The sequence below is a fragment of the Bradyrhizobium sp. ORS 285 genome, from assembly GCF_900176205.1.
Lineage (GTDB): Bacteria > Pseudomonadota > Alphaproteobacteria > Rhizobiales > Xanthobacteraceae > Bradyrhizobium.
In genome coordinates this window covers 5,490,891-5,503,697 of the sequence record NZ_LT859959.1, presented here as the reverse complement: position 1 = coordinate 5,503,697, position 12,807 = coordinate 5,490,891, and the positions used below count along the sequence as shown (strand labels likewise).

The following is a 12,807-nucleotide window of genomic DNA, read 5'->3' as shown; positions in this document are numbered from 1 at the left end:
GTGTCGCGCGCAATGGCGCGTGTTTCATTCGGTGGCCGGCATGAGCGATGGTCTCGCCGCGCTGACGGCTCAGGTTCGCAACGATCTTGCGAAAATCGCGCATCCCACCATGCCATGGCTGACGCCCGTCACCGGTCCCGACGGCCGGGCTGCACTCGATGTGCTGATCGTCGGCGGCGGCCAGTCGGGTCTTGCAACCGCATTCGCGCTGCTGCGCTCGCGCGTCAGCAACATCCTCGTGCTCGACAAGGCGCAAGAAGGCCGCGAAGGGCCGTGGATGACTTATGCGCGCATGCCGACCCTGCGCAGCCCGAAGGATTTTACCGGACCCGATCTCGACATTCCCTGTCTCACCTATCAGGCGTGGCACGAGGCGAAGTTCGGCAGTGACAGCTGGCGCGATCTTAATCTGATCCCGCGCGAATATTGGGCAGACTATCTCGCCTGGTATCGCGAGGTGCTCGATCTTCCCATGCGCAATGCTTGCGAAGTCGTCGACATTGCGCCCGCTGCTGATGGACTGCTCAAGGCGACGGTGCGCAGCAAGGACGGCGAGACCGCGCTTTATGCGCGCAAGATCGTGCTGGCCACCGGTCAGGAAGGCATGGGCGATTGGAGCATCCCGGAACCGCTGCGCCATCTCCCCGCGACGCGTTGCGTGCACTCCGGCGCCGAGATCGATTTCGAAAGCCTGCGTGGCCGCCGTGTTGCGGTGATCGGCGCCGGTGCGTCCGCGTTCGACAACGCGGCCGTCGCGCTCGAGGCCGGTGCTGACAGCGTCGATCTGTTGTGCCGCCGCGCGGAAATCCAGCTGATCCAGCCGTACCGTTGGCTGACCTTCCGCGGCTTCCTGCGACACTTCTCCGAGCTCGACGATGCCTGGCGCTGGCGCTTCATGAACGCAGTGCTGGGGCTGCGCGAAGGCTTTCCGCAGCACACCTACGATCGCTGCGCGCGCCACGCCGCCTTCCATCTGCATGAAGGAGCGCCTTTGATCGCCGCGCGCGAGACGGCTGATGGCGTGGTGCTGCAGACGGCGAAAGGCGAGATCACGACGGATTTCGTGATCAGCGCGACCGGCATCTCGATGGATTTCACCAAGCGGCCGGAACTGCAGCGCTTCGCGACCAACATCGCGCGCTGGTCGGATCGTTACACGCCGGACGAGAGCGAGCGCAATGATCGGCTCGGCGCCTTTCCCTATCTCGCCGACGACTACGCGCTATCAGAGCGCAAGGCGGGCGAGACGCCGTGGATCCGTGACATCCATGTGTTCGCCATTGCCTCGACGATGAGCTTCGGCGCATCGGGATCATCGATCAACGCGATGACGACGGCGGTGCCGAAGCTCGTGCATGGTCTGACGCGTGGATTGTTCACGGCCGACATCGACAAGCATTGGGCCAACTTCCAGGCCTATGATGTGAGACAGGCCGAGGTGCGTCGTGGCACGTGATTTGCTGCTACGCGTGCATCAGATAAGCCGGCAGCGCCGGGGACTGCTGGCAGATGTTTTAGTCCCGGATTTTGAGACTAGCGAGGGAACAGGGGCGATGAGTTTCAAGATGTCCAAACGTTCGTTGTTCGCGGCGACCGCGTTGCTCGCGGTGACGCTCGCAGCGCCATCGGCGCATGCACAGAGTCGCGCGGAGACGTTGCGCTATGTCACCGGCGCGACCGTCAACACGCTCGATCCGAACATTCCTGGCTCGACGCGCGAAGCCTTCGCGCTGTCGATGTCGAGCTACGACCGTTTGGTGTCGTTCGGCCGCAAGCAGCTCAATGGTAAGTGGGTGTTCGATCTCGACACGATCACCGGCGAGCTCGCCGAATCCTATTCGGTCAGCGCCGATGGCCTGAAGATCACCTTCAAGCTACGCCCCGATGCCAAGTTCCAGGACGGCTCGCCGGTCACCGCTGAGGACGTCAAATGGTCGCTCGACCGTTGCGTCACCGCGCCGATCCTCGGCAAGGCGCAGCTGCTGACGGGCTCGCTGACCTCGGCCGATCAGTTCAAGGTCATCGATCCCCTGACGATCGAAGTGACGTTGCCGAAGCCGGACAAGCTGGCGCTGCCGAACCTCGCCACCGTCTATCCGATCATCATCAACTCCAAGCTCGCCAAGGCGCATGCGACGGCTGAAGATCCGTGGGCGCTGAACTGGACCAAGGAGAACGCAGCCGGTAGCGGCGCCTACATCGTCGAGACCTTCAAGCCCGGCGAGCAGGTGATCGCCAAGCGCAACGACGCCTGGAACCGCGGCACGCCGGAAAAGCCGGCGGCGTTCAAGCGGCTCATCATCCAGTCGGTGCCGGAGCCGGCGACGCGCGCCAACCTCGTCGAGCGTGGCGACGCCGACCTCGTCATCGACCTGCAGGCCAGCGACGTGCAGTCGCTGGAGGGCAAGGGCAAGCTGAAGGTGATCTCGACGCCGCAATACAATGCGGTGACCTTCATCTCGATGAACAACACCATTCCGCCGTTCGACAACGTCAATGTGCGCCGCGCGATCGCTGCCGCGCTACCGTACGACGACATGTTCAAGGCGGCGTTGTTCGGCCGCGGCGCGCCGCTCTATGGCGCGACCTGGGCCGACGGCAAGCCGCCGAGCGGCGGCTATCCGATCCCGCAGCCGATCAAGCTCGACCTGGAGAAAGCCAAGGCCTATCTGAAGGACGCCGGCATGCCCGACGGCTTCTCCACCACCTTCAGCTTCAACGTCGGCCAGGCCGCGACCGCCGAGCCGCTGGCGGCGCTGGTGAAGGAATCGTTGGCTAAGATCGGCATCAAGGTCGACATCCAGAAGCTGCCGGATGCGCAGATGTCGACAGCCATCAACGAGAAGAAGCTGCCGTTCTTCATCGAAGGCATCGTCGCCTGTCTGCCCTCGACCGACTACTTCTACCGCAACTTCTACACCGGCAAGCAGCGCTGGAACTACTCCTCGACCGACAATGCCGAATTGGAGAAGATCGCCCAGGAGGCGCGCTTCGAGGCCGACAAGGCGAAGTATGAGGCAGAGGGCAAGGCGCTGAACGCCATCCATTTCGACCAGATGTTCCAGATCCCGATCTGGCAGGCGGCCCAGGACGCGGTGATGCAGCCGACGGTGGACGGCTACGTCTACCAGTTCACGCGGCAGGTCGATTATCGTAACCTGAGCCGGAAGTAGGACTGAAGACCCGACCGGAGTAGACCGCGCGCTGCATGCGCGCGCACCTCTCCCGTAGGGAGAGGTCGGATCGCAAGATGCGATCCGGGTGAGGGGTTACAGTGGATGATTTTGCCGTGGCGCCCCCTCACCCGCGCCTTCGGCGCGACCTCTCCCCGGTGGGGAGAGGTGGAAGTCGCGGCCGGCGCTGCGGTTTATTGAGGACGGACCAAGTTGGGAGAAGGAAAGACGATGGCCACGATCGGCGCAACTCTGCTGCGGGCGGGACGACGCTTCGTCTCGTCGCTGCCGGCGCTGTTCGGCGTCCTGGTTTTCACCTTCCTGTTGATGCGCGTGCTGCCGGGGGATCCGGCCGTGTTCTTCGCTTCCGGCCCCAATGCCGGCAAGGAGGAGATCGAGGTCATTCGCCGGCAGCTCGGGCTCGACAAGCCGCTGCCGAACCAGCTCGTGATCTATCTGACAGACGTTGCCAGCGGCAATCTAGGCCGCTCGATGATGACGGGGCAGGCCGTCGCCAAGGATCTCAAGGAGCGCCTGCCGGCCTCGCTGGAGCTGACCTTGACGGCGCTGCTGATCGCGCTGGTCTCGGCCGTGCCGCTCGGCGTGATCGCAGCGCTCAGGCCGGGATCGCTGATCGATCACGGCGTGCGATTGTTCTGCTCGCTCGGCGTCTGCGTGCCGACCTTCGTCTCCGGTCTGTTGTTGATCTACGTGTTCTACTATTTGTTCGGCATTGCGCCCGATCCCACGGGCCGCATCGACATCTTCGCGAGCCTGCCGCCGCAACGGACCGGTTTCCTGATCATCGACTTCCTGCTGGCCGGCGATCTCGAGGGCTGGTGGGCGGCGGCGCGGCAGCTGATGCTGCCGGCCTTGACGATGGCGCTGTTCGTGATCGCGCCGCTGGCGCGGATCACCCGTGCCTCGATGCTGGTCTCGCTCGGCAGCGATTTCGTCCGCACCGCGCGCTCGGTCGGGCTGTCCTGGTGGCGCATCGTCGTGACCTATGCCTTGCGGAACGCGATCCTCCCCGTCATCACCATTGCCGGCATCGTGTTCTCGACCATGCTGGGCGCGAACGTGCTGGTCGAGAAAGTGTTCTCCTGGCCGGGTGTCGCGTCCTACGCCCTCGACGCGCTGCTGGTCTCCGACTACGCGCCGGTGCAGGGCTTCGTGCTGCTGATGGCGACGATCTTCGTGATCGTCAATCTGCTGGTCGATCTGCTCTACGGCATGGCCGATCCCCGCGCGACGGTGGCATGAGCATGACCACGATCGAGACCTCATCGACCCTTCGCCACACCGCCTTCGTGCTGCGGGGCAATCCGGTCACGGCGATCGCCGCCGGCGGCGCGCTGCTGCTGGCGTTGATGGCGATCTTCGCGCCGTGGCTCGCGCCCTACGATCCGATCGCCTCCGATGTGCCCGCCGCCTTGCAGCCGCCCAGTGCGGCGCATTGGTTCGGCACCGACCAACTCGGGCGCGACGTGCTGAGCCGTTTGATCGTGGCGAGCCGGCTCGACCTCACCATCGCCGTGACGGCGGTCGCGGTGTCCTTCGCGATCGGTTCGGTGATCGGCGCGCTCTGCGGCTATGCCGGCGGACGGCTCGACAAGGCGGTCGGGCGCTTTGTCGATGTGCTGATGGCGTTCCCGCTGTTCGTGCTGGCGATGGCGATGGTCGCCGCGCTCGGCAACCGCGTCGAGAACATCGTGATCGCGACCGCGATCATCAACCTGCCGTTCTACATCCGCTTCGCGCGCGCCGAGGTGAACATCCGCCGCAACCTCGGCTGGGTCGAGGCCGCGCGCGCCTGCGGCGAGAGCCATGTCGCCGTGGTGCTGCGCTTCCTCTTGCCGAACGTGCTGCCGGCGATGGCGGTGCAGATGTCACTCAATCTCGGCTGGGCGATCCTCAATGCCGCCGGCCTCTCCTTCATCGGCCTCGGCGTCAAGCCGCCGACGCCGGAATGGGGCATCATGGTCGCCGAGGGCGCGCGCTTCATCTCGACCGGGCGCTGGTGGCTGGTGGCTTTCCCAGGCCTCGCGCTGATGAGCGCGGTGCTGTGCTTCAACCTGCTTGGCGATGGTCTGCGTGATATTCTCGATCCCCGGATGCGCACATGACGGCGGATATCAGAATGAACAAGCGTGGCGCATCCGAGGATGCGCACGTGACCTCGCCGTTGTTGGAAGTCGAAAACCTCAAGGTGACCTTCTCAACCCGCCGCGGCCTCGTCGAGGCCGTGCGTGGCGTGTCGCTGTCGCTGCAGCCGGGCGAGATGCTCGGGCTCGTCGGCGAGAGCGGCTCGGGCAAGTCGGTCACCGGCTTTGCCATCACGCATCTGCTCGACAAGGCTGGCCGCATTGCCGACGGCCGGATCCGCTTCAAGGGCCAGGACATCACCCGCGCCGGCGGCGCCGATCTGCGCAGCCTGCATGGGGCTGCGATGTCGATGATCTTCCAGAACCCGCGCGCGGCGCTGAACCCGATCCGCACCATCGGCCAGCAGGTCGCGGACGCGATCCTGGCGCATCGGCGGCGGTCGCGGCAGGAGGCGCTGGCCGAGGCGCTGAACCTGCTCAAGGCGGTGCAGATCCGCGATCCCGAGCGGCGCATGAGCGCCTATCCGCACGAACTCTCCGGGGGCATGTGCCAGCGCGTGATGATCGCGGTCGCGATCTCCTGCAATCCGTCGCTGCTCATCGCCGACGAGCCGACCACCGGCCTCGACGTCACCACGCAGAAGGTGGTGATGGACCTGCTCGCCAAGATCGCGGCCGAGCGCGGCATGGCGACGATCCTGATCACGCATGATCTCGGCCTCGCCGCGCGTTATTGCGCGCGCGTGGTGGTGATGGAGCAGGGCAGGCTGGTCGAGGAGGCCGAGCCACTGACCTTGTTCCACCGGCCGCAGCATCCTTACAGCAAGCGGCTGGTCGCGGCGTCGCCGACCGCGACCTCGCGCATCGAGGACCTCGTGCCCGATGGCGACAAAATTCCGCTGGTTGAGGTCACCGAGCTGCCGCCTCCGCCGCACGGCACGCCGCTGCTGCTCGACGTCAAAAACATCGTTAAGCGCTTCGACGACGGTACGATTGGCGTGGCGGACTTCTCGATGACGATGCGCGGCGGCGAGAGCGTCGGTCTGGTCGGCGAGAGCGGCTCGGGCAAGAGCACGACCTCGCGGATGATCTGCCGGCTGCTCGATCCGAGCGAGGGCGAGATCCTGTTCGACGGCCAGTCGATCGGCGGCATTCCGGCGCGCGACTTCCACCGTTCGGAGCTGCGTAAGGACATCCAGATCGTCTTCCAGGATCCGAACGACAGTCTCAATCCGCGCTACACGGCGTACGACTGCATCGCGCACCCGCTGTTCCGGCTGATGAACATGCGCTCGGGCGACACGATGCGCCGGCGCGTCGAGGAATGCGCCGACCGCGTCGGGCTGCCGCGCGAGTTGCTGCAGCGCTTCCCGCACCAGCTCTCCGGCGGGCAGAAGGCGCGCGTTGGCATCGCCCGCGCGATCGCCTGCAAGCCGCGCCTGCTGGTGCTCGACGAGCCGACCGCAGCGCTCGACGTCTCCGTGCAGGCGGTGGTGCTGCAGCTTCTCAACAAGCTCAGGCGCGAGGACAATCTCGCCTTCCTGTTCGTCAGCCACGATCTCAACGTCGTGCGCATGATGTGCGACCGCACCATCGTGCTGCGCACCGGCGCCATCGTCGAACAGGGCGAGAGCCGGGCGCTGTTCGCCAATCCGCAGACCGACTACACCCGCGAGCTGGTCGACGCGGTCCCGCACATCGCCCCGCCGATGGCGTTGGCGACGGCCTGACCTCACCCATAACAGCAGGTTATGGACGGCGGACAACTTGGTATTGGGGGCGATGCCGCCCATCCTGTTAGTTTGCGGCCATCGCAAAACGCTCACCGACAAAGGTCTCCGCGCGCGTCATGACGAAGCTGATCTCCACGTTGCAGGGGCTTGTCGGTGCCTCTCATGTCCTGACCGCCCCCGAGGATCAGGCGACCTATCTGCGCGACTGGCTCGGCAAGTATCACGGCGCCGCCATTGCCGTGGTGCGGCCCGGCTCGACCGCCGAGGTCGCGGCCGTCATGGCGGCCTGCGCCGAGGCGCGTGTCGCCGTGGTGCCGCAGGGCGGCCACACCAGCCTGTCGGGCGGCGCCACGCCGGATGCGAGCGGCAAGGCGATCGTGCTGTCGCTGTCGCGGATGAACCGGATCCGTGCGGTCGATGCGATCGGCCAGACCTTGGTCGTCGATGCCGGTGTCGTGTTGGCCAAGGTGCAGGATGCCGCGCGCGAGGCGGGCCTGTTCTTCCCGCTCAGCCTCGGCTCCGAAGGCAGTTGCACGGTCGGCGGCAATCTCGCAGCGAATGCAGGGGGCGTCGCCGTGCTGCGCTACGGCGTGATGCGCGAGCTGACGCTCGGGCTCGAAGTCGTGCTGCCGGACGGGCGCATCTGGGATGGCCTGCGCTCCCTGCGCAAGGACAACACCGGCTATGCGCTGCGCGACCTGTTCATCAGTTCGGAAGGCACGCTCGGCATCATCACGGGCGCGGTGCTGAAGCTGTTCCCGCAGCCGACCGCGCGTTCCACGGCCTTCGTCGCCGTCGCCGATGCGGCCGCCGCACTCAAGCTGCTGCAGCGTTCGCGTGCCCGTTGCGGCGATCGCCTGACGGCGTTCGAATTCCTGACCGCGGCGACGCTCGAGATGATCACGCGGCAAATTCCGGACGCGCGGCTGCCCTTCGCGGCAATGCCTGAGGCGGCCGTGCTGATCGAGCTCAGCGACATCGGCGAGGAAGCCGCGCTGACGGCGCGGCTCGAAACCACGTTGACCGACGCCATGACTGAGGGACTCGTCGCCGACGCCGTCATCGCGCAGGACGGCACCCAGGCCAAGGCGTTCTGGCGCGTGCGCGAGAGCGTCTCAGAGGCGCTGGTGCGCGAGGGCAAGGCGCTGAAGCATGACATCGCCGTGCCCGTTGCCGAGATCGCCGACTTCGTCGATGTCATGGATGCGGCCGTCAGCGCGGCGCTGCCCGGCATCCGCCCGATAGTGTTCGGTCATCTCGGCGACGGCAATCTGCACTACAATCTGATGCGTCCGCTCGCGATGACCGAGGCCGAGTTCTACGAGCAGGGCTCGCGCATCACCCGCCTCGTCCACGACGAGATCACCCGCCGCCGCGGCTCGATCAGCGCCGAGCACGGCATCGGCCAGCTCCGCACCTCCGAGATGCCGCTGTGCAAGCCGCCGCTCGAGCTCGAGCTGATGCGTCAGCTCAAGCGGACGCTCGATCCGCTCGGGCTGATGAACCCGGGCAAGCTGCTGCCGTTGGCGTAGTTCAGCGTCCCGATTTCAATCCGCCTCGTAGCCATACACCTCCGGCAGGATGAAGATCGCGGCGAGCAGGCCCGCCAGCGGGAATATCGCGACGAACAGCGTCGCGTTGGCCTGGCCGATCGCGGTGAACAATGCCGGGAACAGGAAGATCGCCAGGAACGACGGCAGTTTCACGAACATGTAGGCGAAGCCGCTCGCGGTGCCGCGATAGCGCGGGCGTGCGACCATGGTCGGGATGGTCATGCAGTTCGAGGCGTCCCAGTAATGGCCCCACAGCATGGCCGCGGCGGCGAACGGCAGGATCATCGTGTGGCCGGTGTAGAGCGCGCCGGCGGCCACGATCAGTGACACCAGCACGATCGCGAAGCCGGCGATGCCGATGCCGCGGTGGCCGATCTTCGGCGTCAGCAGCGGCCCGACCCAGCCTGAGACGGCGGCGAGGCAGAACAGCGCCATCGTGACGAGATTGTTGCCGAGCGTGGTGGAGACGCCGACCATCGTGAACAGCACCGGTAGGTAGAAGCCGAAGGTCGCGAACTCGGCGCCTTGCGCGAAGCAGGCGATCCAGCCGTAGATCGTCGCGCGCCAACGGATCGGGTCCTTGCGCAGATCGGAGAGGAAGTCCCAGGTGCTCGGCTTCTCCACGACCATGTCCTGGTTCGGCAGCATCGCGAGCTCGTCATTGTACATCTGCCGCGCCACCTCCTTGGCCTCGCGGAAGCGGCCGTGCTGCACCAGCCAGACGGCGGTCTCCGGTACGTCGTGGCGCAGGAACAGGATGATCAGCGCGGGCACCGCGCCGAGGCCGAGCGTGACGCGCCAGACGGTCTCGTGGTTGATCTCGGCAATCAGGAACAACGCGATGACGCCTAATGTCAGCACCTCGCCGACCGCGAACATGAACTGCCAGCGATTGCCCATGACCTCGCGCTGGCCCTTGGCCATGGACTCCATGATGTAGGTGTAGCCGGTCGAGATGTCGCTGCCGAGCGGCAGGCCGAGCAGGAAGCGCACCACGATCAGCCAGGCGACATTGGGAACGAACGCTTGCGCCAGGGCGAGCACGACGAACATCGTCATCGTGCCGAGAAACATCCAGCGCCGTCCGATCTTGTCTGAGAGCCAGCCGCCGAGCAAAGCGCCGATCAGCGCGCCGCCCTGCGTGCCGGCGGCGGCGAGGCCGAGCTCCAGCGGACCGGGATTGAACTGCTCCTTGATGAAGATCAGCACGAAGGCGATCGAGTAGAGGTCCCAGGCCTCGACCAGGATCGAGGCCATCATCAGCCAGCCGACGCGGTTGCCCTTCGGACTGTAGTTCTGGACGAGATAGCGGACGGCGTTGTCGATCGTCGTTCGCTGCGGAGGGATGTCGGTTGCCGTTGCGACGCTCATGGGGGGTGCCTTTCACTGCGGCGACACGTAGCGTTTCCGCAGCGTGAGGTCGCGCGGAGGGTTCGGTCGCCGTTCCAATGTCCGATTTCTTTGACGGCTGAGATCGATCAAGGTTCCCTTGCGTTGTCTCGTCGCACGACATTGGTGGTCTGCGGGTGGAACCGTGGGCCAGGCCACGGGAGACGAGAATGAAGATCACCGCCATCGAGACGCTGCGCACGGAAGAGTTCGCCAATGTCATCTGGGTGCGCGTGCATACGGATGGCGAACTCATCGGCCTTGGCGAGACGTTCTATGGCGCCGGTGCGGTGGAGGCCCATATCCACGAGACGCTGGCGGCCCGTCTGCTCGGGCGTGATCCGCTGCGCATCGAGGCCATCCATCGCGACATGCTGAACCTGCCGATGGCGCAGTCGTCCACCGGCGTCGAATATCGCGCGGCGTCCGCGATCGACATCGCGCTGTGGGACGTGTTCGGCAAGGTCTGCGGCCAGCCGGTGCACCAGATGCTCGGCGGCCTCTGCCGCGACCGCCAGCGCATCTACAACACCTGCGCCGGCACGCGCTACGTCCGCTCGTCCAACATCCGGCCGGTGTCGAACTGGAGCCTCGAAACCAAGGGACGCTACGAGGATCTCGACGCCTTCATGAACCGCGCCGATGCGCTTGCCGAGGATCTGCTGGCGAGCGGCATCTCGGCGATGAAGATCTGGCCGTTCGATCCGGCGGCGCAGGAGAACGAGGGCCTGTTCATCACGGCAGCTCAGATGAAGGCGGCGGTGGCGCCGTTCGAGAAGATCCGCAAGGCGGTCGGCGACCGCATGGAGATCATGGTCGAGCTGCACTCCCTTTGGAATCTTCCGACGGCGAAGCAGATCGCGCGCGTGCTGGAAGACTATCAGCCGACCTGGTACGAGGATCCGATCCGCATGAACTCGCCGCAGGCGCTGGCCGAGTTCGCGCGCGCGACCGACGTGTGGGTGACCGCCAGCGAGACGCTCGGCTCGCGCTATCCCCACAAGGACATGCTCGATCGCGATGCGGTCCACGTCGTCATGGCCGATCTGTGCTGGACCGGCGGGCTCACGGAGGGGCGCAAGATCGCCGCGCTGGCGGAGACCTATCACCGGCCGTTCGCGCCGCATGACTGCATCGGCCCGGTCGGCTTCGTCGCCGCGGTGCACATGTCGTTCAGCCAGCCGAACACCTTGATCCAGGAGTCGGTGCGCGCCTTCTACAACGGCTGGTACAATGAGCTGGTCACAACGATGCCGGAGATCAGGGACGGGTATGTCTATCCGATGCAAGAGCCGGGGCTCGGCGTGGAGCTCACGCCGTCGGTGTTCGAGCGGCCTGATCTCATGGTGCGGCGGAGCGAAGCCTAGCTTAGCGCCGCCTGGCGCGTCTGTGCCACCGTCGCGCGGGCGCCTTGCTTGAATAGGCTATCGAGCGCGGTCTCGACCGCCGACGTGAAGCGGGGATCCCTCCGCAAGTCGCTGCCGAACACCGACGTGAGCGACAGCAGCGCGGGTACGAGCCGCTGCGCCACTGGTCCGGCGTCATCCGCCAGCGCACGCAATTGCGTCGACAGGGGATCGCGCAGATCGATCGGCCGGCGCTGCTCGTCAGTGCCGCTGACGTAACGCATCCACCCGGCGACGGCGAGGGCGAGGCAGGTGATCGGCAGGTCGCGCGCGAGCCGGTCACTGATCGTGCCGAGCAGGCGCTGCGGCAGCTTCTGCGAGCCGTCCATCGCGATCTGCGCCGTGCGGTGCTTCAGTGCCGGATTGCGGAAGCGCTGCAACAGCGCGGCGCGATAGGCTGCGACGTCGAAGCCGCCGAGAGCAGGCAAGGTCGGTGTGACCTCCTCGCGCATCATGTCCTCGACGAGGCCGGCGAGATCCGGCTCGGACATGGCGGCGGCAACCGTCTCGCAGCCCATGAGATAGCCGAGATAAGCAAGCGTCGAATGTGCGCCGTTGAGCAGCCGCAGCTTCATCAGCTCGAACGGCGCGACGTCGCGCACGAACTGCGCGCCGCTGATGTCCCACGCCGGGCGAGCGCCGCCGAGATCGTCCTCGATGACCCATTGGCTGAATGGCTCGGTGACAACAGGCCACGCGTCGAGAAGGCCGATCGCGGCGCTGACATCGGCCCGATCGGCATCGGTGGTAGCCGGCACGATGCGGTCGACCATGGTCGAGGGAAAGCGGACGTTGTCGGCGATCCACCGGGCGAGATCGCGATCCACCAGCTCGGCAAAGGCGATGGCGAGGCCGCGCAAGGTGTGACCATTGGCGGGGAGATTGTCGCAGGCCAGCACAGTGTAGGGCGGCAGGCCGTGCAGCCGCCGCAACCGCAGGCCGCTCACGATGAAGCAGAGCGTCGTTCGCGGCAGGCCCAAATTGCTGATGTCGTGCTGAATGTCCGGATCATCGGCGCGCAGTGCGCCAGTGGCCGGATCGTGGCTGTAGCCCTTCTCGGTCACGGTCGTGGAGACGATCCGCACCGCGGGATCCGCGAGGCGCGCGAGCAGGCCCGCGGGATCTTCCGGCGCCACGGCCAAGCCGGTGAGCGCGCCGATGATACGGAGCTGATGGCCTTCGCCGTTGCTCGCCGTGACGCTGTAGAGCCCGCCCTGCGGCTCCAGGGCATCGCGGGTCTCCGGCGAGCGCAAGGAGACGCCGAGGATGCCCCAGCGCGGATCGTGCTTCAGCAGGCCGTCCGTGTAGACCGCCTGGTGGCCGCGATGAAAGGCGCCAAGGCCGAGATGGACGATGCCGGTGGCGACCGCCGCGCGGTCATAGTCCGGCTTGATGATGCTGGCCGGCAGGCGGTGGAGCGTGGTGGGGCTGAGCCGATCCATGTGCGG

9 protein-coding genes are annotated in these 12,807 nt (G+C 66.2%); 7 read left to right on the top strand and 2 right to left on the bottom strand.

The features are described 5' to 3' along the window. Positions 1-40 precede the first annotated feature (40 nt). The 6 genes from BRAD285_RS24705 to BRAD285_RS24680 all read left to right on the top strand — a co-directional run bounded on the left by BRAD285_RS24705 (position 41) and on the right by BRAD285_RS24680 (position 8,543). The gene (locus BRAD285_RS24705) at positions 41-1,456 is read left to right on the top strand and encodes an NAD(P)-binding domain-containing protein (protein ID WP_035645621.1); all 1,416 of its coding nucleotides are present in this window, start codon (positions 41-43) and stop codon (positions 1,454-1,456) included. Positions 1,457-1,553: 97 nt separating this feature from the next. Continuing rightward, complete coding sequence (locus BRAD285_RS24700; protein WP_006610920.1) at positions 1,554-3,173, top strand: ABC transporter substrate-binding protein; 1,620 nt, start codon at positions 1,554-1,556, stop codon at positions 3,171-3,173. 231 nt (positions 3,174-3,404) lie between these two features. Next, entirely contained in the window at positions 3,405-4,436 is a 1,032-nt protein-coding gene (locus BRAD285_RS24695; RefSeq protein ID WP_006610776.1) for an ABC transporter permease, read from the top strand. A gap of 2 nt (positions 4,437-4,438) precedes the next feature. Continuing rightward, positions 4,439-5,299, top strand: a complete 861-nt coding sequence (locus BRAD285_RS24690; RefSeq protein ID WP_006610777.1) for an ABC transporter permease — start codon at positions 4,439-4,441, stop codon at positions 5,297-5,299. 14 nt (positions 5,300-5,313) lie between these two features. Beyond that, positions 5,314-7,008 carry a nickel ABC transporter ATP-binding protein NikE gene (gene nikE / locus BRAD285_RS24685; protein ID WP_371507226.1) on the top strand — a complete coding sequence of 565 codons (1,695 nt, stop codon included), beginning with the start codon at positions 5,314-5,316 and terminating at the stop codon, positions 7,006-7,008. Between the two features lie 119 nt (positions 7,009-7,127). Further along, the gene (locus tag BRAD285_RS24680; protein ID WP_006610779.1) at positions 7,128-8,543 is read left to right on the top strand and encodes an FAD-binding oxidoreductase; all 1,416 of its coding nucleotides are present in this window, start codon (positions 7,128-7,130) and stop codon (positions 8,541-8,543) included. 15 nt (positions 8,544-8,558) lie between these two features. Here the strand turns inward: BRAD285_RS24680 and BRAD285_RS24675 are convergent, their stop codons facing one another. Then, positions 8,559-9,935 (bottom strand): MFS transporter, encoded by a 1,377-nt coding sequence (locus tag BRAD285_RS24675; RefSeq protein ID WP_006610780.1) that lies wholly within the window; start codon positions 9,933-9,935, stop codon positions 8,559-8,561. A gap of 188 nt (positions 9,936-10,123) precedes the next feature. Between BRAD285_RS24675 and BRAD285_RS24670 the strand changes: the two genes are divergently transcribed. Beyond that, on the top strand, positions 10,124-11,320 hold the full coding sequence (locus BRAD285_RS24670; protein WP_035645470.1) for a mandelate racemase/muconate lactonizing enzyme family protein: 1,197 nt from the start codon (positions 10,124-10,126) through the stop codon (positions 11,318-11,320). On the opposite strand, the gene BRAD285_RS24665 is transcribed toward BRAD285_RS24670, so the two are convergent. After that, positions 11,317-12,801 carry a mannitol dehydrogenase family protein gene (locus tag BRAD285_RS24665; protein ID WP_006610782.1) on the bottom strand — a complete coding sequence of 495 codons (1,485 nt, stop codon included), beginning with the start codon at positions 12,799-12,801 and terminating at the stop codon, positions 11,317-11,319. The two genes, BRAD285_RS24670 and BRAD285_RS24665, sit on opposite strands and share 4 nt — an antisense overlap. Positions 12,802-12,807: the final 6 nt, after the last annotated feature.

Excerpts from the sequence above, each read along its gene's own strand:
- BRAD285_RS24705 (WP_035645621.1), top strand. The coding sequence starts at position 41 with ATGAGCGATGGTCTCGCCGCGCTGACGGCTCAGGTTCGCAACGATCTT.
- BRAD285_RS24700 (WP_006610920.1), top strand. The coding sequence starts at position 1,554 with ATGAGTTTCAAGATGTCCAAACGTTCGTTGTTCGCGGCGACCGCGTTG.
- BRAD285_RS24695 (WP_006610776.1), top strand. The coding sequence starts at position 3,405 with ATGGCCACGATCGGCGCAACTCTGCTGCGGGCGGGACGACGCTTCGTC.
- BRAD285_RS24690 (WP_006610777.1), top strand. The coding sequence starts at position 4,439 with ATGACCACGATCGAGACCTCATCGACCCTTCGCCACACCGCCTTCGTG.
- nikE (WP_371507226.1), top strand. The coding sequence starts at position 5,314 with ATGAACAAGCGTGGCGCATCCGAGGATGCGCACGTGACCTCGCCGTTG.
- BRAD285_RS24680 (WP_006610779.1), top strand. The coding sequence starts at position 7,128 with ATGACGAAGCTGATCTCCACGTTGCAGGGGCTTGTCGGTGCCTCTCAT.
- BRAD285_RS24675 (WP_006610780.1), bottom strand. The coding sequence starts at position 9,935 with ATGAGCGTCGCAACGGCAACCGACATCCCTCCGCAGCGAACGACGATC.
- BRAD285_RS24670 (WP_035645470.1), top strand. The coding sequence starts at position 10,124 with ATGAAGATCACCGCCATCGAGACGCTGCGCACGGAAGAGTTCGCCAAT.
- BRAD285_RS24665 (WP_006610782.1), bottom strand. The coding sequence starts at position 12,801 with ATGGATCGGCTCAGCCCCACCACGCTCCACCGCCTGCCGGCCAGCATC.